Here is a 15,590-nt window from a genome sequence, read left to right as displayed (position 1 = left end):
ATCAGTCCTCCCCCAGGATCTGCGGCACCTTGAAACGCTGCTGCTCCTGGGCCGGGGCGCCGGAGAGCGCCTGCTCGGGGGTGAGCGACGGACGCACCTCGTCCTGACGCATGACATTCGTCAGCGGGAGCGGGTGCGAGGTCGGCGGTACGTCTTGGTCGGCGACCTCACTGACGCGGGCGACCGCGCCGATGATGTCGCCGAGCTGGCCTGCGAAGTGGTCGAGCTCTTCGGGCTTCAGCTCCAGACGCGCCAGCCGGGCGAGGTGGGCGACCTCCTCGCGCGTGATGCCAGGCATGCAGCGATCCTCTGGGGTGAGTGTGTGTGGTTTGGGGCCAATCCTAGGGGGCGGGGAGCTGTGCCCGTGAAACGGTCAACCTCTCATCGGCGGTCGTCCCATGCGGAACTGCGCAGGAAGTGGTTGTCGTAGAGGTCCTGGACCTCCAGCAGACTCTCCGGGCCGACCTCGCCGAGGCGGATGCGCTTGAGGTGACGGAAGTACTCGAAGCGCTCCACTCCGGGCGTGATGACGACGAGCAGATCGGCCGTGCTGCCCGGGGCGGCCGCGAAGGCGTGCGGGCGGCCCGGCGGGACGACTATCAGGTCGCCGCGCTCGGCGGTGACCACGTCGTCCCCGCAGAGCACTTCCGCGGCGCCGTCGAGCAGGAAGAACATCTCCGCGGAATTGCGGTGCAGATGGGGCTTGGCGCCGTCGGCGCCCTCCCCCAGGGTGACCCGGACCGTGGACAGCGCCCCGCCGGAGGCGTTGCTGTCGGCCAGCAGCTTCACGGCGACCGGGTCGGCGCCGACCACCTCGGCGTCGGCGTCCCGGACGATGACGGTCTCGTCGAACTTCGGTACGAACAGCGACATTTCCCGACCCCCTGAGGACGCGTGCCGTCAGACCGCGAACAGCAGTCCGGCACTGCTCAGAACAACGATCGCCGTGGCGAAATGGATCCCGTACGCAACGGCCTTGGTCCCGCCGCGGCACAGCACGATCAGCGACAAGACCGAGGCTCCTGACGCCCCGCTTCAGCACGCCCTAAGCGCCGCGAGCAACCGCACGACGAACACGCCCAAGGAGCACCCTAGGAGCGCGGGGGAACCGCGCGACGAACCACACACACCCCAGGGGCGCGGGGAAACCGCCCGACAAACGACGCCCAAGGGGCGCGGGGAACTGCGCCACAAGCCACGACGCTGCCGCAGACACAAGCCGAACGTCAACCGACACCCCCAGGGGCGCGAGGAACCGCGCGACAAACCACACCCAAGGGGCGCGGGGAACCGCGCGACAAACCACGACGACGCGGCAGACGCCGGACATCGGTCGGCGCTCGGCGGCGGGCGCTCGGCGGCCGGGAGAAGAGAGCCGGCGGCGCCGGGAGAAGAGAGCCGGTGGCCGGGAGGCGAGTCGGCGGCGGGCTACTCGGCCGCAGGAAGCGCCGCGCGCGGCCGCTGCCAGCCACGGGCACCGCGGGCGCGCAGCCAGGCCGTGGTCTCGTCGGGCGGCATCGCGGCGGCCACCAGCCAGCCCTGTACGGCGTCGCACCCCAGGTCGCGCAGGCGCTCCCAGGTCTCGTCGTCCTCGACGCCCTCGGCGACGACGAGGAGGCCCAGCGAGTGGGCGAGGTCGACGGTGCAGCGCACGATCTCGGCGTCCTCGTTGTCGACGGCGAGGCGGGCCACGAAGGAGCGGTCGATCTTCAGCTCGCTGACCGGCAGCCGGCGCAGGTGGACGAGCGAGGAGTAGCCGGTGCCGAAGTCGTCCAGGGACATCTTCACGCCGTGCCCGGTGAGCCCGGCGAGGGTGTCGGCGGCGCGCTGCGGGTCCTCCAGGAGGACGTGCTCGGTGATCTCCAGCTGGAGCGCCCCCGCGGGCACCCCGTGCCGGGCCAGGCGCGCGGCGACGGAGCCCGCGAAGCCGGGGGTGTGGACGTCACGCGGGGAGACATTGACCGCGACGGGCACGAACAGGCCCTGGGAGCGCCACTCGGCGACCTGGCCGAGCGCGGTCTCCAGGACGTACTCGGTGAGGTGCGGCATGAGGCCGGAGGACTCGGCGATGGCGATGAACTCGTCCGGCGGCACCTTGCCCCGCTCCGGGTGCACCCAGCGCACCAGGGCCTCCAGGCCGGCCACCTGTCCGTCGAAGCGGACCTTGGGCTGGTAGTGCAGCTGCACCTCGTGCGCGTCGAGCGCCCGGCGCAGGTCGGCCAGCAGGCCGAGTCGGTCGGGGGTGTTGGAGTCGCGCTTGGACTCGTACACCTCGACTCCCGTGCGGTCCCGCTTGGCCTGGTACATCGCCACGTCCGCGCGGCGCAACAGGCCCTCGGCGTCGAGGGCGTGGTCGGGGAAGACGGCGACTCCCGCGCTGGCCTCCAGGACCAGGGTGAGGCCGTCGAGGTCGAGCGGGGAGCTGAGCGCGGCGACGATGCCGCGGGCGATGCGGGTCGCTGAGGTGGTGGAGTCGGCGACGGGCAGTAAGACGGCGAACTCGTCGCCGCCGAGCCGGGCGGCCTCCGCCCCGCGCGGGAGGGCCAGCCGGAGCCGGTCCGCGGTCTGGAGCAGGAGCCGGTCTCCGGCCAGATGCCCCAGGGTGTCGTTGACCGATCTGAAGCGGTCGAGGTCGATCAGCATCAGGGCCGCGCGGGCGCCGATGCGGTCGGCGTCGTCCAGGGCGGTCCAGATGCGCTCCAGCAGCCACTGCCGGTTGGGCAGTCCGGTGAGCGGGTCGCGCAGTTGTTCCTCCGCTCGGGCTCTGGCCATCCACAAGGTGGAGTCGAGCGCGATGAGCGGGATCGCGAACAGCGGCAGCAGGATCGGCTTGGCCATGGCGACGACGCACACCAGTGGGGCTATGCCGAGCAGCGCGACGGCCACCAGGCCCTGTCTGAGCAGGGCGGTGCGGGCGATGGTCGGCAGCCCGCCGGAGCGGGGCGCGTGCAGGTACCAGAGCAGGACGCGCGAGACGGCGAGATAGGCGCCCGCGGCCAGCACGATCTCGGGCACGGTGTACAGCGTCCAGGCCTCGGGGTTCCAGGGCTGCTCCACCGACGGCACCCGGCCGAAGGCCGCCAGCATGAGGGCGCCGGTGCCGATGCCGAGGATGTCCACCGCTCCGTGCAGCAGGCCCTGCCGCCAGCGGTTGCGGCGGGCTATGCCGACCAGCACGACCACGGTGAGGCTGACCATCCCGGCGGGCACCCAGCCGTACAGCAGCAGGACGGCGAGGGTGAGGGCGGCTCCTGATCCGGTGCCGCCCCACCAGCGGGCGCGGCCGAGCATGACCAGATGGCCGACGATCAGGCCGGTCAGCACGGCCAGCGACCAGCCGGCCGTGCCGGACGGGAAGAGGGCGTGGCTGCCGGTGAAAGCGCGGTAGAACCCGGCTCCCAGGGCGAAGGCGGCGGCCGCGACGACGGCGGCGGGCAGGGCGGGCCAGGTCGGGGTCCGATCGGCCTCGCCGCCGGGCAGTCCGGGGACGCGGCCGATGGTGAGCGGTGTGGTGCCCAGCGAGCGGGCGCCCAGCGGATCGGCCCCGAGCCGATCGGTGAGCAGGCCCGCTCCGCCCTGGTCGGCGGCGCGGTCCGGCGCGCCGGACCGCCACTTCGGTGCCCGGCCCGCGCGCCACACGCCGGAGAGCCGGCGCAGCCATGAGTCCGGGGCGGCGCTCTCGGTCGGTTCCATTCCCGTCCCTCTCACAGCCGGCGGTGCCCACGCCCCGCGGCCCGATGCCCGACGTTCCGCATCGGCACCGCGTCGGAAAACCCTTTCCCGCTGCTGTCCAGGAGCGGGTGGATGCCCCGACCGCGGTTGGGCACGGCAGGTGCACATCTCAACAGTAGGACGCGGAGGGCTTCCTCGGGCAGCGGTCGTCGACGGTTGCCCGAATGCGCCCGCGCCACCCGTATGCAACTGATATGCGCCGATCGGGTGGCCTTCAACCGCTACTCCCCGGTCGGAAGCGCGGCCTCCGCGGCGGCCTCCGGGCCCTGTGCGAGCAGGATGTCGAAGCCGTCCTCGTTCAGAACGGGAACCTTGAGCTGCATCGCCTTGTCGTACTTCGAACCGGGGTTGTCACCCACAACGACGAACGAGGTCTTCTTCGACACCGAACCGGTCACCTTCGCGCCCTGGCTCTGCAGGGCGTCCTTGGCGCCGTCCCGGGTGTAGCGCTCCAGGGTGCCGGTCACCACGACGGTGAGGCCCTCCAGCGGACGCGGCCCCTCGTCCTCACCGGAGCCTTCCTCCTCCATCCGTACGCCCGCGGCCTTCCACTTGCGCAGGATCTCCTGGTGCCAGTCCTCGGCGAACCACTCCTTGAGCGCCTGCGCGACGATCCCGCCCACCCCGTCGACCGCGGTCAGCTCCTCCTCGGTCGCCTGCTGGATGCGGTCGATCGAGCGGAACTCGCGGGCCAGCGCCTCGGCCGCGACAGGGCCGACGTGCCGGATGGACAGACCGGTCAGCAGCCGCGCGAGCGGACGCTCCTTGGCCGCCGCGATGTTCTCCAGCATCGCGAGCGCGTTCTTCTTGGCCTCGCCCTGCTGGTTGGCGAAGACGGTGGCGATCTTCTCCTCGCCGGTCTTCGGGTCCCGCTTGGGCAGCCCGCTGTCCTGGTCGAGGACGTACGCCTTGATGGGCAGCAACTGCTCGACGGTGAGGTCGAACAGGTCGCCCTCGTCCGTCAGCGGCGGCTCGGACGGCTCCAGCGGCTTGGTGAGGGCGGCCGCGGCCACATAGCCGAAGTGCTCGATGTCCAGCGACTTGCGGCCCGCGAGATAGAACAGGCGCTCGCGCAACTGGGCCGGGCAGGACCGGGCGTTCGGGCAGCGCAGGTCGACGTCGCCCTCCTTCATGGCCTTCAGCGGCGTCCCGCACTCGGGGCACTGGGAGGGCATGACGAACTCGCGCTCTGTGCCGTCGCGCTGGTCGACCACCGCGCTGAGGATCTCCGGGATGACGTCACCGGCCTTGCGGATCACGACCGTGTCGCCGATCAGCACGCCCTTGGCCTTGACCACGTCCTGGTTGTGCAGGGTCGCGAACTCGACCTCGGACCCGGCCACCGTCACCGGCTCGACCTGGGCGTACGGGGTGACACGACCGGTGCGGCCGACACCGACCTTGATGTCGATCAGCTTGGTGTTGACCTCCTCGGGCGCGTACTTGTACGCGATCGCCCAGCGCGGGGCGCGGGAGGTGGAACCGAGGCGGCCCTGGAGCGGGATCTCGTCGAGCTTGACGACCACGCCGTCGATCTCGTGCTCCACGGAGTGGCGGTGCTCGCCGTAGTGCGCGATGAACTCCCGTACGCCGTCGAGGTCGTCGACCACTCTGTTGTGCGAGGAGGTGGGCAGGCCCCAGGTCTTGAGCAGGCTGTACGCCTCGGAGAGCCGGGTCAGCCCCGCGTAGCCCTCCAGGGCGCCGATGCCGTGGACGACCATGTGCAGCGGGCGGGTGGCGGTGACGCGCGGGTCCTTCTGGCGCAGCGAACCGGCCGCCGCGTTGCGCGGGTTGGCGAAGGGCTTGTCACCGGCGCTCAGCAGACGGGCGTTGAGCTCCTCGAACTTCTCCATCGGGAAGTAGACCTCGCCGCGGATCTCCACCAGATCCGGGACCCGGTCGCCCGTCAGACGGTCCGGGATCTCGGCGATCGTACGGACGTTGGGTGTGATGTCCTCGCCGGTGCGGCCGTCGCCGCGGGTGGCCGCGCGGACCAGACGGCCGTGCTCGTAGGTGAGGTTGACCGCCAGGCCGTCGACCTTCAGCTCACACAGGAAGTGGTACCCGGACGTGCCGATGTCGCGGTGGACGCGCTCGGCCCAGGCTGCCAGCTCCAGGTCGTCGAAGGCGTTGTCCAGCGACAGCATGCGCTGGGCGTGCTGGACGGCCGTGAACTCCGTCTCGTACGCCCCCGCCACCTTCTGTGTGGGCGAATCGGGCGTGCGCAGCTCGGAGTACTCGTCCTCCAGCGCCTCCAGGGAGCGCAGGAGCTTGTCGAACTCCGCGTCGCTGACGACGGGAGCGTCCTTCACGTAGTACCGGAAGCGGTGCTCCTCGATCTGCTCAGCGAGCTTCGCGTGCTGCTCCCGCGCCTCGGCGGGCACCGTCGTCTCCGCTTGCTTTTCGCCGGCCACCGTGTCGTCCTCCCGTTACTCAGGGTTGTCCGCGAGGGATCTCGCCGCCCGGACGCAATGGGCGAGAGCCCGGCGGGCGTAATCCGGGGAAGCCCCCGCGAGTCCGCATGCCGGAGTCACCGTGACCGCCTCCGGGAGAAGCCCCGGCCGCAGCCCCAACCTGCGCCACAGCGTCCTGACACCCATGACGCTACCGGCAGGGTCTGACAATCGGCCGTCCGTGCCCGGCACGACACCGGCGAACAGCCTCGTGCCCGCCTCCACCGCCTCGCCGATCACATCGTCGTCACGCTCGGTGAGGAGCGAGAAGTCGAAGGAGATCCCGGCCGCGCCCGCCCGGCGCAGCAGGGCGAACGGCACGTCCGGCGCGCACGAGTGGACCACGGTCCGGCCCTCCTCGTGCACCCCGATGACGTCCCGGAGCGTGGCCTCGACGAGCTGCCGGTCGACGGCACGGTGGGTGCGGTAGCCGCTGGCGGTCTTCACGTGGCCGCGCAGTACGGCGGTCAGGGACGGTTCGTCGAGCTGGAGGACGAGCTGTGCGCCGGGGACACGGCGCCGCACCTCGGCCAGGTGCTGGCGCAGGCCCTCGGCGAGGGAGCCGGCGAGGTCGCGGCAGGCGCCGGGGTCGGAGAGCGCGGACTCGCCGTTCTTCAGCTCCAGGCTGGTGGCGAGCGTCCAGGGGCCGACCGCCTGCACCTTCAGCTGCCCGGTGTAGTCCTGGGTGAACTCCTCCAGGGCGTCGAGGTCCTCCCCCAGCCAGGAGCGGGCCCGCTTGGTGTCGCGGCCCGGGTGGTCGCCGATGCGCCAGCCGCTTGGCTCCACGCGCGCGTACAGCTCGACGAGCAGGCCCGCTGTTCGGCCGATCATGTCCGCGCCGGGGCCGCGGGCGGGGAGTTCGGCGAGGAAGGGGAAGTCCTCGAAGCTGCCGGTGACGGTCCTGGCGGCCTCCTGGGCGTCTCCGCCGGGCATGGAGCCGAGGCCGGTGGCGGCGGCGAAGCTGAAGTGTTCGTTCACGCCCCGAAGCCTACGTAGTGCCGGGCCCGGCGTCCCCAGGCAAGCTGTTCCGCGCCCGCCCCCAGGGGGCTCCGCCCGAACCTTCGCCCACCCACACCGCCCGAATCGGCCGCTCAGGAGGCCAGACCCGACCCCCTGAGTCCGCCCCGCATCCGACGGCAACCCCCACCCAGAACCAAAGCGAAACCCCGGACGCACTCGCCCCCACCAGCCCACCCGCCGCGCTTGAGGACGAGCCCGTCCAGGACCGAAGCGGCCTCCAGGACGGCTCCCCCCACCAGCCCGTCCGGCATCCGAGGACGAGGCCCGTCCAAGACCGAAGCGGTCTCCAGGACGGCTCACCCCACCAGCCCGTCCGGCGTTTGAGGACGGGGCCCGTTCAGGGCCGACGGGGGGTCCGGGGGCGGCAGCCCCCGGGGATGGGACGGGTAGGGGCGGCGGGGGCGACATTTGCAAGGCTTGAGCCGATCAGCCCGCCCGCCGTTCCAAGACGAAGCCCTCGCCCCCATCAGCCCGTCCGGCATTCGAGGACAAGGCCCCTTCAGGACCGAAGCGGGTTCCAGGACGGCTCGCCCCCATCAGCCCGTCCGGCGTTTGAGGACGGGGCCCGTTCAGGGCCGACGGGGGGTCCGGGGGCGGCAGCGCCCGGGGATGGGACGGGTAGGGGCGGCGGGGGCGAGAAAGGAGTGTCAGCGGCCCGGGCGGACTGTCAGGTCGTTGATCTCGGCGTCCGCGGGCAGATCGATGGCCGTGAGGATCGTCGTCGCGACCGACTCGGGGTCGATCCACCGGGACGCGTCGTACTCCTTGCCCTCCTGCTGGTGGACCTTGGCCTGCATGGGGCTGGCGGTGCGGCCGGGGTAGACGGAGGTGACGCGGACACCGTTCGCGTGCTCCTCGTGACGCAGGGAGTCGGCGAGTGCCTTCAGGCCGTGCTTGGAGGCGGCGTAGGCGGACCACTCGGCGTGGGCGTTCAGACCCGCGCCGGAGTTGACGAACACCACGTGCCCGCGCGTGGTGCGCAGTTGGGGCAGGAAGTGGCGGGTCAGCTCGGCCGGTGAGATCAGGTTGACGTTGAGCTGGTGGCGCCAGGACTTCGGGGTCAGGTCACCGACCCGGCCGAGGTCGACGACGCCGGCGATGTGCAGCAGGGTGTCCACCTGGTCCGGCAGCGTCTGGTGGGAGAAGGCCCAGCTGAGGCGGTCGGGGTCCGCCAGGTCGCCGACCAGGGTCCGGGCGCCGGGGAACTCGGCCGTCAGCTCCTTGGCACGGCCCGCGTCGCGCGCGTGGAGCACGAGGTCGTCCCCGCGCGCGTGCAGACGGCGGGCGACGGCCGCGCCGATGCCGGAACCGGCCCCGGTGATCACATGAGTAGCCATGTCCGCCATCGTCGCACCACCGCGCGACGGGCCCGTCCCCGCGTACCGCGCTAGCGGATCCCGCCGCTCTCCTCCAGGTAGGCCAGCGCGCCCACCGGCTCCTCGGCGAAGAACACCAGCTCGGTGAGCGGCCGGGGCAGGAAACCCTCGTCCTCCATGCGGCGGAACTGCTCCTTGAGGCCGTCGTAGAAGCCGGCGGTGTTCAGCAGCACGACCGGCTTCTCGGTGCGGCCGTGCTTCTTCAGCTCAAGGATCTCGGTCGCCTCGTCCAGCGTGCCGGTCCCGCCGACCATGATCACCACGGCGTCGGCCTTCTCCAGGAGCAGCTTCTTGCGCTCGGCGAGGTCAACGGCGATCACCATCTCGTCGGCGCCCGCACGGGCCTTGGCGGCCAGGAAGTCGACGGAGACGCCCAGCAGCCGTCCGCCCGCCTCCTGCACGCCGTCCGCCACGACCTTCATCAGCCCTACGTCCGACCCGCCCCACACCAGGGTGTGTCCGCCCTTGCCCAGCAGTTCGGCGAACTCCCGCGCGGGGCGGGTGTAGCGGTCGTCGAGGTCGGCGGCGGAGAGGAAGACGCAGATGTTCATGAAGAACACCGTACGGGGTTGCCCCTGCGCCGCCGGGTGCGGATGCCGCGCAGCCCGATGTCGCGTTACCGCACGTCCACGTAGTCGCCCGTGGTGGCTTTGGCGCCGGTCACGGAGTCGCCCGCGTAGTACCAGCGCCAGGTGCCGTCCTCGGCGGCGGTGACCGTGGTCTTCAGCGCGCCCGTGGACGTGGTGGTGATCGTCTTGACGTTGGTGTACGCCGTGGTGCCCGCCGCCTTGAACTGGAGGGTGACCTTCTGGCCGCCGTACAGGTCGTAGCGGTGCGTGCTCCAGTTGGCGCGCTTCAGGGTGCCCTTGATGGTGATCGGCTTGCCCTTGGTGACCGGCTCGGGGCTCGCGTCGGCGCCCTCGATGACGGACGCGCGCTTGAGGCGGGTGGTGTAGGAGAGCAGGTCGTCGTCGTAACCGCCGCCGATCTTGATGGCGGTGGCGACGGTCTTCCAGGTGGTGGCGTCGCCGTTGACGCGGGTCCTGCCGTTGACCATCGCGTCGGGGTCGACGAACATCGACTCCTTGCAGTCGTAGAACGTGTAACCGCCCGCGCTGGACTGGGCGCAGCTCCACTGGATCGTGCTGCCGGCGAGCGTGTACTCGTTCTGCCCGAAGGTGCCCCGGTAGGCGGACACCCACCAGTCGTCCAGCTTGACCTTCGTCTTCACCGTGTAGGTCAGCGGCACCTCGACCTCGGCGCCGGTGCCGAGCACGATCGGCTTGCCCTTGTTGATGACCACGTCCGAGAACGTGATGTCGCTGTCGGCCGCGTGCGCGCCCGGTGCCGCGAGCAGTGTGCCGGCGAGCATCGTGCCCGCCGCCGCGAGAACGGTCGTCGCACGACGACCGGCCGGAAATCCGCGCCGTACCGGCGTCTTCATGTCCCACCCCTGATGTGTGCCTGAGCACCGGACGGTCGTCCGCCCGGTGCGGGCACTCTGGATCACGGGTGCGACAGCGCCGCCGCGCGCGTGGTCGAGGCGATCGTCGCCGAGCCCACCACGCGCGTGCCGTCGTAGAGCACGATCGCCTGGCCCGGGGCTACACCGCGGACCGGCTCGGTGAAGGTGACCTCCAGGGAGCCGTCGACGACTTCGGCGGTGACCTCGGTCTCGCCACCGTGGGCGCGCAGCTGGGCGGTGTAGGTGCCGGGGCCGGACGGGGCGGCGCCGCACCAGCGGGGCTTAATCGCGGTCAGGGCGCTGACGTCCAGGGAGGCCGCCGGGCCGACGGTGACCGTGTTGTCCACCGGGGAGATGTCCAGGACGTAGCGCGGCTTGCCGTCGGCGGCGGGGACACCGATGCGCAGGCCCTTGCGCTGGCCGATGGTGAAGCCGTACGCGCCCTCGTGGGTGCCGAGCTTGTGCCCGGCCTCGTCGACGATGTCGCCCTCCGCCTTGCCCAGGCGACGGGCGAGGAAGCCCTGGGTGTCGCCGTCGGCGATGAAGCAGATGTCGTGCGAGTCGGGCTTCTTGGCGACCGCCAGGCCGCGGCGCTCGGCCTCGGCGCGGATCTCGTCCTTCGTCGTGACCGTGTCGCCGAGCGGGAACATCGCGTGCGCCAGCTGCCGGTCGTCCAGGACGCCGAGGACGTACGACTGGTCCTTGGCCATGTCGGAGGCGCGGTGCAGTTCGCGGGTGCCGTCCTCGCGCGGGATCACCTGGGCGTAGTGGCCGGTGCAGACCGCGTCGAAGCCGAGGGCGAGGGCCTTGTCGAGCAGGGCCGCGAACTTGATCTTCTCGTTGCAGCGCAGGCACGGGTTGGGCGTACGGCCGGCCTCGTACTCGGCGACGAAGTCCTCGACCACGTCCTCGCGGAAGCGGTCGGCGAGGTCCCAGACGTAGAACGGGATGCCGATGACGTCCGCGGCGCGGCGGGCGTCGCGGGAGTCCTCGATGGTGCAGCAGCCCCGCGCGCCCGTGCGGAAGGACTGGGGGTTCGCGGAGAGCGCGAGATGGACGCCGGTCACGTCGTGGCCCGCCTCGGCCGCGCGGGCGGCGGCCACGGCGGAGTCGACGCCTCCGGACATGGCGGCGAGGACGCGGAGGGGACGGGAGCGCTGCGGGGTGTCAGTCATAACCCTTCCAGGGTAAGGGGGCGCGGGAACCGGGGCCCGCGAGTATCCGTTGTGGATCACATGGGACGTACTACGGGGGACACGGACCGGCGGATCAGGCGGCGCGCCCTGCTGGTCGGCGGCCTGGCGGCCGCGGCCGGCACGGCCGTACTCGCCCGCGACGAGCTGCGGCGGCTGTGGTGGCGGGCGCCGGGTGTGCGCAAGCCGCGCAAGGAGGGCGAGGTCGACTTCGCGGGCGCCCGCTGGACGCCCGCGTCCGAGGCCAACTTCCGCTGGGCGGACCGGCCGGAGGACTACGGCATCGACCTGGTGGTGGTCCATGTCACACAGGGCAGCTTCGCGAGCGCGGTGAGGGTGTTCCAGGACCCGGGCCACGGCGCCGCCGCGCACTACATAGTCCGCGACGACGGTCACATCACACAGATGATCCGCGAGCTGGACGTGGCGTACCACGCGGGCAATCGGGACTACAACGAACGCAGTGTGGGCATCGAGCACGCCGGTTTCGTCGACGACCCCGCGTCCTTCACGGACGCGATGTACGCGGCCTCGGCCCGGCTGACGGCCCGCATATGCGCGCGCTACGACATCCCGGTCAACCGCGAGCACATCATCGGCCATGTGGAGGTGCCGGGCACGGACCACACCGATCCGGGGCCGCACTGGGACTGGGACCGGTACTTGAAGCTCGTCCGGCGGGCGCGCACGGCCGCCACGCGTACGCCCAGCCCCCGGCCGTCGAGCACCCTGCCGGGCAGGGCATAGCCTCGCCGCGGCCTCCACGGCGCTGGTCCCATGGCTCTGGTCCCACGGCGCTGGTCCCATGGCTCTGGTCAGGCCCCCCGGCTCGGCTCAGGTCCCCACGGCCCGGCTCGGGCCCGAGCGGCTCACAAGCCCGAGCGGCTCAGGTCAGGCCCGCCGCGCGCGCCCGCTCCACCGCCGGGCCGATGGCCTTGGCGACGGCCTCGACGTCGGCGGCGGTGGAGGTGTGGCCGAGGGAGAAGCGCAGGGTGCCGCGGGCCAGGTCCGGGTCGGTGCCGGTGGCCAGCAGGACATGGCTGGGCTGGGCGACCCCTGCGGTGCAGGCGGAGCCGGTGGAGCACTCGATGCCCTGGGCGTCCAGCAGCAGCAGCAGGGAGTCGCCCTCGCAGCCGGGGAAGGTGAAGTGGGCGTTGGCGGGCAGCCGGCCCGCCGGGTCCGGGTCGCCGCCGAGGACGGCGTCGGGGACGGCCGTACGGACGGCGCTGATCAGGTCGTCGCGCAGGGCGCCGATCTCGCGGGCGAACCACTCGCGCTGCTCGGCGGCGAGACGTCCGGCGACCGCGAAGGAGGCGATGGCGGGGACGTCGAGGGTGCCGGAGCGGACATGGCGCTCCTGGCCCCCGCCGTGCAGCACGGGGACGGGGCTGTACTCCCGGCCGAGGAGCAGCGCGCCGATGCCGTACGGCCCGCCGATCTTGTGGCCGGAGACGGTCATGGCGGCGAGGCCGGAGGCGGCGAAGTCGACCGGGACCTGCCCGAAGGCCTGGACCGCGTCGGCGTGCAGCGGCACGTCGAACTCGGCGGCCACGTCGGCCAGTTCGCGGACCGGCATCAGGGTGCCGATCTCGTTGTTGGCCCACATGACGGTGGCGAGCGCGACGTCGTCGGGGTTGGCGGCGATGGCCTCGCGCAGGGCGTCCGGGTGGACGCGGCCGTGCGCGTCGACCGGGAGGTACTCGATCCGGGCGCCCTCGTGGTCGCCGAGCCAGTGCACGGCGTCGAGGACGGCGTGGTGCTCGACGGGGCTCGCCAGCACCCGGGTGCGGGCCGGGTCGGCGTCGCGGCGGGCCCAGTACAGGCCCTTGACCGCGAGGTTGTCCGCCTCGGTGCCGCCGGAGGTGAGGACGACCTCGCTGGGCCGGGCGCCCAGCGCCTCCGCGAGGGTCTCGCGGGCTTCCTCGACCGTGCGGCGGGCCCGGCGGCCCGAGGCGTGGAGGGAAGAGGCGTTTCCGGTCACGCCCAGATGGGCGGTCAGGGCCTCTGCCGCCTCCGGGAGTATCGGCGTCGTCGCGGCGTGGTCGAGGTATGCCATGGTGACGCCGATTCTACGGGGCGTCCTTGAGCGCACCGCGTGCGGTGTCGGCCGCGCGAGGTGCTCGGACGCCCCGATGGGCCCTGGAGTGTCAGAAGCTCCAGGAGATGGTGCTGTCGGCGTGCATGAACACGGCGAGCACGACCAGGTCGGCGATGCCGAGGCCGAGACCGAGCAGGGCCCGGCCGCGCCGCCGGGTTCCGCGCCACAGGGCCGCGGCCGCCAGGACGACGGCGATCGGTCCGAGGAAGAAGTTGAAGACGAGCAGGCCGAGCAGGCTGAGGACGAAGGACGCGACGGCCATGCCGTCCGCGTCACGGGCGGTGGTCCGGCCGACGGCCGGTGCGGTGAGATGCATGGCGTTGGACTCCCGGCGGTTCAGCGGGTGGGCGTGTGCCGGCGGCGGGCGTGGCGCTCGCGCAGGGCGAAGACGCCGAGCCAGGCGGCGATGACGGCGGCCGCGACGACGGTGAAGGAGAGCGGTGCGTGGGCGACGGTGCCCAGGACGACACCGAGCAGCAACAGCGCGGCGACGAGGAACAGCATGGGATGGAATCCCCCTCCGGAACGCTTCAGGGGTCTGCCCCGTGAAGCTTCGGTGAACGGTTGTAGTAACAGTTGTTCACTGACTACAGAGTCTAGCGCACCGACCGGCTTCCCAATTCCGGAGAACAGTTGTTAACTGCATGGCATGAGTCACACCCTCGGCGCCCGCCAGGCCCAGAAACTTAGAACCCGTCAGGCCCTTCTGGACGCGGCGCTCCAACTGCTGGAGGAGCAGAGCCTGAGCAGTCTGGGGCTGCGGGAGGTCACCCGGGCGGTGGGCGTCGCGCCGACGGCCTTCTACCGGCATTTCCGGTCCACGGCGGACCTGGGCGAGGCGCTCGTCGAGGAAGCTCTGGGGAGTCTGCACCCAATGATCCGGACGATCGTGTCCACGACGGGGGACGGCGAGGAACGCATCGCGCGCGCGGTCGAGTTGATCGCCGGGCATGTGGCGGCGCACCCCGCGCACGTGCGGTTCATCGCCCGGGAGCGGCACGGTGGGGTGCAGTCGGTGAGGGAGGCCATCCGGGAGCAGCTCGTGCGGTTCGCCGAGGAGGTGAAGGCCGAGCTGGCGAAGGATCCGGAGGCGGCGGGCTGGAGCGACGACGACGTCCTGATGCTGGCCGGGCTGTACGTCGATCAGATGCTGGGCACGGCCTCGTTGTTCCTGGAGGCCGGGTCCGAGGATGAGCGGCGCCGCGTTGCGCAGGTGGCCTCGCGCCGGCTGCGGCTCATCAGTGTGGGGCGGGTGCACTGGTTGGACTGACGTCCGGGGGTTGGGGGGGCGGGGCTGGCGTGCGGTTGTGGCTTTCCGTCCGTCGTGGCCCGTCGCGCAGTTCCCCGCGCCCCTGGGGCGTTGCCCCTCAGGCCAGGCGGACGCGGGCCAGTTGTCTCGACTGGGCCACCAGTCGGTCCTCGCTGTCCCAGACCTCCGCGTCCTCCTCCAGGAAACCGCCCGCGAGGTTGCGGGTGGTGATGGAGACGCGGACCGGGCCCGGGGCCGGGCGGCAGCGGACGTGGACGGTCAGCTCGACGGTGGGGACCCAGCCCTTGATGCCCAGTTCGAAGGCGGTCGGCGGGAGGGCGTCCACGGCGAGGAGGAGGGACAGCGGGTCCATGTCGCGGCCGTCGGCGAGGCCGAACCAGGAGCGCATCTCCCCGTTGCCGGACGGCTGTCCGAGCGCCCAGCCGAGGGTCGCCGGGTCGAGCTTGAGCATCAGACGGTCCGCGATGGCCGAGCTGCCGTCGACCGGGGCGGGACCGTCCTCGGGGCCGAAACACTGGCTCATCGGCGGGATCGCGGGCGGCCGGGCCGTGGTGCGGACGTCGTCGGGCAGGGTGCCCAGATCGCCGTAGGAGGCGAGGACGCGAATGCGCTCTACCTCCGCGCCCCGCTCGTCGTACTGGAACAGCGAGGCCTGGCCGGTCGACAGCGTGCGGCCGGTGCGGACGACGTCCGTGCGCACGACCGCCGGGCCCGGCTGGGACGCCGTCAGATAGTGGGCGGAGACGGTGAAGGGGTCCGGGTGGGGCAGGGCGTCGGCGAGCGCGCGGCCCAGCACGGCCAGCAGATAGCCGCCGTTGACCGCGTTGATGATGGTCCAGCCTGCCGAGAGGTCGATGTCGTAGACGCCCTCGGAGCGGCGGGTGAGCGCGGTGTCTCGGTCGAACTCGCTGTCGCCGATGACCGCCTGGGATGCCTGAGCCATGCAGGTACGGTACAACAGGAAACTACTAAGCGGTAGCTTT

15 protein-coding genes are annotated in these 15,590 nt (G+C 71.9%); 2 read left to right on the top strand and 13 right to left on the bottom strand.

The features are described 5' to 3' along the window. Position 1: 1 nt before the first annotated feature. From gatC to mnmA, 9 genes are all read right to left on the bottom strand, one after another. Positions 2-298: an Asp-tRNA(Asn)/Glu-tRNA(Gln) amidotransferase subunit GatC gene (gene gatC / locus ABZZ79_RS33330; RefSeq protein ID WP_356695242.1), complete on the bottom strand. Its 297-nt coding sequence runs from the start codon at positions 296-298 to the stop codon at positions 2-4. An 83-nt stretch (positions 299-381) separates the two neighbouring features. Continuing rightward, complete coding sequence (locus ABZZ79_RS33325) at positions 382-873, bottom strand: cupin domain-containing protein (protein ID WP_356695240.1); 492 nt, start codon at positions 871-873, stop codon at positions 382-384. 555 nt (positions 874-1,428) lie between these two features. Next, positions 1,429-3,693 (bottom strand): bifunctional diguanylate cyclase/phosphodiesterase, encoded by a 2,265-nt coding sequence (locus ABZZ79_RS33320; protein ID WP_356695238.1) that lies wholly within the window; start codon positions 3,691-3,693, stop codon positions 1,429-1,431. Positions 3,694-3,953: 260 nt separating this feature from the next. After that, positions 3,954-6,146: an NAD-dependent DNA ligase LigA gene (gene ligA / locus ABZZ79_RS33315; protein WP_356695236.1), complete on the bottom strand. Its 2,193-nt coding sequence runs from the start codon at positions 6,144-6,146 to the stop codon at positions 3,954-3,956. 15 nt (positions 6,147-6,161) lie between these two features. Beyond that, positions 6,162-7,163: a methionine synthase gene (locus ABZZ79_RS33310; protein WP_356695234.1), complete on the bottom strand. Its 1,002-nt coding sequence runs from the start codon at positions 7,161-7,163 to the stop codon at positions 6,162-6,164. A gap of 689 nt (positions 7,164-7,852) precedes the next feature. Beyond that, positions 7,853-8,551 (bottom strand): SDR family oxidoreductase, encoded by a 699-nt coding sequence (locus ABZZ79_RS33305; RefSeq protein ID WP_356695232.1) that lies wholly within the window; start codon positions 8,549-8,551, stop codon positions 7,853-7,855. A 41-nt stretch (positions 8,552-8,592) separates the two neighbouring features. Next, positions 8,593-9,132, bottom strand: coding sequence for a TIGR00730 family Rossman fold protein (locus ABZZ79_RS33300; RefSeq protein ID WP_356695230.1), 540 nt, complete (start codon positions 9,130-9,132; stop codon positions 8,593-8,595). A 65-nt stretch (positions 9,133-9,197) separates the two neighbouring features. Further along, positions 9,198-10,025 (bottom strand): hypothetical protein, encoded by an 828-nt coding sequence (locus ABZZ79_RS33295; protein WP_356695229.1) that lies wholly within the window; start codon positions 10,023-10,025, stop codon positions 9,198-9,200. A 62-nt stretch (positions 10,026-10,087) separates the two neighbouring features. Then, complete coding sequence (gene mnmA / locus ABZZ79_RS33290; protein ID WP_356695227.1) at positions 10,088-11,221, bottom strand: tRNA 2-thiouridine(34) synthase MnmA; 1,134 nt, start codon at positions 11,219-11,221, stop codon at positions 10,088-10,090. A 60-nt stretch (positions 11,222-11,281) separates the two neighbouring features. Between mnmA and ABZZ79_RS33285 the strand changes: the two genes are divergently transcribed. Then, positions 11,282-11,986 (top strand): N-acetylmuramoyl-L-alanine amidase, encoded by a 705-nt coding sequence (locus tag ABZZ79_RS33285; RefSeq protein ID WP_356695225.1) that lies wholly within the window; start codon positions 11,282-11,284, stop codon positions 11,984-11,986. A 139-nt stretch (positions 11,987-12,125) separates the two neighbouring features. Here the strand turns inward: ABZZ79_RS33285 and ABZZ79_RS33280 are convergent, their stop codons facing one another. From ABZZ79_RS33280 to ABZZ79_RS33270, 3 genes are all read right to left on the bottom strand, one after another. Next, positions 12,126-13,295, bottom strand: coding sequence for a cysteine desulfurase family protein (locus tag ABZZ79_RS33280; RefSeq protein ID WP_356695223.1), 1,170 nt, complete (start codon positions 13,293-13,295; stop codon positions 12,126-12,128). Positions 13,296-13,386: 91 nt separating this feature from the next. Beyond that, positions 13,387-13,653: a DUF4190 domain-containing protein gene (locus ABZZ79_RS33275; protein WP_356695221.1), complete on the bottom strand. Its 267-nt coding sequence runs from the start codon at positions 13,651-13,653 to the stop codon at positions 13,387-13,389. A gap of 20 nt (positions 13,654-13,673) precedes the next feature. After that, the gene (locus tag ABZZ79_RS33270; RefSeq protein WP_356695219.1) at positions 13,674-13,841 is read right to left on the bottom strand and encodes a hypothetical protein; all 168 of its coding nucleotides are present in this window, start codon (positions 13,839-13,841) and stop codon (positions 13,674-13,676) included. 145 nt (positions 13,842-13,986) lie between these two features. Here ABZZ79_RS33270 and ABZZ79_RS33265 point away from each other — a divergent pair, with 145 nt between their 5' ends. Continuing rightward, positions 13,987-14,607 carry a TetR family transcriptional regulator gene (locus ABZZ79_RS33265; RefSeq protein ID WP_356695217.1) on the top strand — a complete coding sequence of 207 codons (621 nt, stop codon included), beginning with the start codon at positions 13,987-13,989 and terminating at the stop codon, positions 14,605-14,607. Positions 14,608-14,704: 97 nt separating this feature from the next. Here ABZZ79_RS33265 and ABZZ79_RS33260 read toward each other — a convergent pair whose 3' ends face one another. After that, positions 14,705-15,550 carry a thioesterase family protein gene (locus ABZZ79_RS33260; RefSeq protein ID WP_356695215.1) on the bottom strand — a complete coding sequence of 282 codons (846 nt, stop codon included), beginning with the start codon at positions 15,548-15,550 and terminating at the stop codon, positions 14,705-14,707. Positions 15,551-15,590: the final 40 nt, after the last annotated feature.

The organism is Streptomyces sp. NPDC006458 (assembly GCF_040612135.1).
Lineage (GTDB): Bacteria > Actinomycetota > Actinomycetes > Streptomycetales > Streptomycetaceae > Streptomyces.
This window is presented reverse-complemented; position numbering and strand designations above follow the sequence as displayed.

Excerpts from the sequence above, each read along its gene's own strand:
- ABZZ79_RS33260 (WP_356695215.1), bottom strand. The coding sequence starts at position 15,550 with ATGGCTCAGGCATCCCAGGCGGTCATCGGCGACAGCGAGTTCGACCGA.
- ABZZ79_RS33265 (WP_356695217.1), top strand. The coding sequence starts at position 13,987 with ATGAGTCACACCCTCGGCGCCCGCCAGGCCCAGAAACTTAGAACCCGT.
- ABZZ79_RS33305 (WP_356695232.1), bottom strand. The coding sequence starts at position 8,551 with ATGGCGGACATGGCTACTCATGTGATCACCGGGGCCGGTTCCGGCATC.
- ABZZ79_RS33270 (WP_356695219.1), bottom strand. The coding sequence starts at position 13,841 with ATGCTGTTCCTCGTCGCCGCGCTGTTGCTGCTCGGTGTCGTCCTGGGC.
- ABZZ79_RS33320 (WP_356695238.1), bottom strand. The coding sequence starts at position 3,693 with ATGGAACCGACCGAGAGCGCCGCCCCGGACTCATGGCTGCGCCGGCTC.
- ABZZ79_RS33280 (WP_356695223.1), bottom strand. The coding sequence starts at position 13,295 with ATGGCATACCTCGACCACGCCGCGACGACGCCGATACTCCCGGAGGCG.
- ABZZ79_RS33285 (WP_356695225.1), top strand. The coding sequence starts at position 11,282 with ATGGGACGTACTACGGGGGACACGGACCGGCGGATCAGGCGGCGCGCC.
- ABZZ79_RS33295 (WP_356695229.1), bottom strand. The coding sequence starts at position 10,025 with ATGAAGACGCCGGTACGGCGCGGATTTCCGGCCGGTCGTCGTGCGACG.
- ABZZ79_RS33275 (WP_356695221.1), bottom strand. The coding sequence starts at position 13,653 with ATGCATCTCACCGCACCGGCCGTCGGCCGGACCACCGCCCGTGACGCG.
- gatC (WP_356695242.1), bottom strand. The coding sequence starts at position 298 with ATGCCTGGCATCACGCGCGAGGAGGTCGCCCACCTCGCCCGGCTGGCG.
- mnmA (WP_356695227.1), bottom strand. The coding sequence starts at position 11,221 with ATGACTGACACCCCGCAGCGCTCCCGTCCCCTCCGCGTCCTCGCCGCC.
- ABZZ79_RS33300 (WP_356695230.1), bottom strand. The coding sequence starts at position 9,132 with ATGAACATCTGCGTCTTCCTCTCCGCCGCCGACCTCGACGACCGCTAC.
- ABZZ79_RS33325 (WP_356695240.1), bottom strand. The coding sequence starts at position 873 with ATGTCGCTGTTCGTACCGAAGTTCGACGAGACCGTCATCGTCCGGGAC.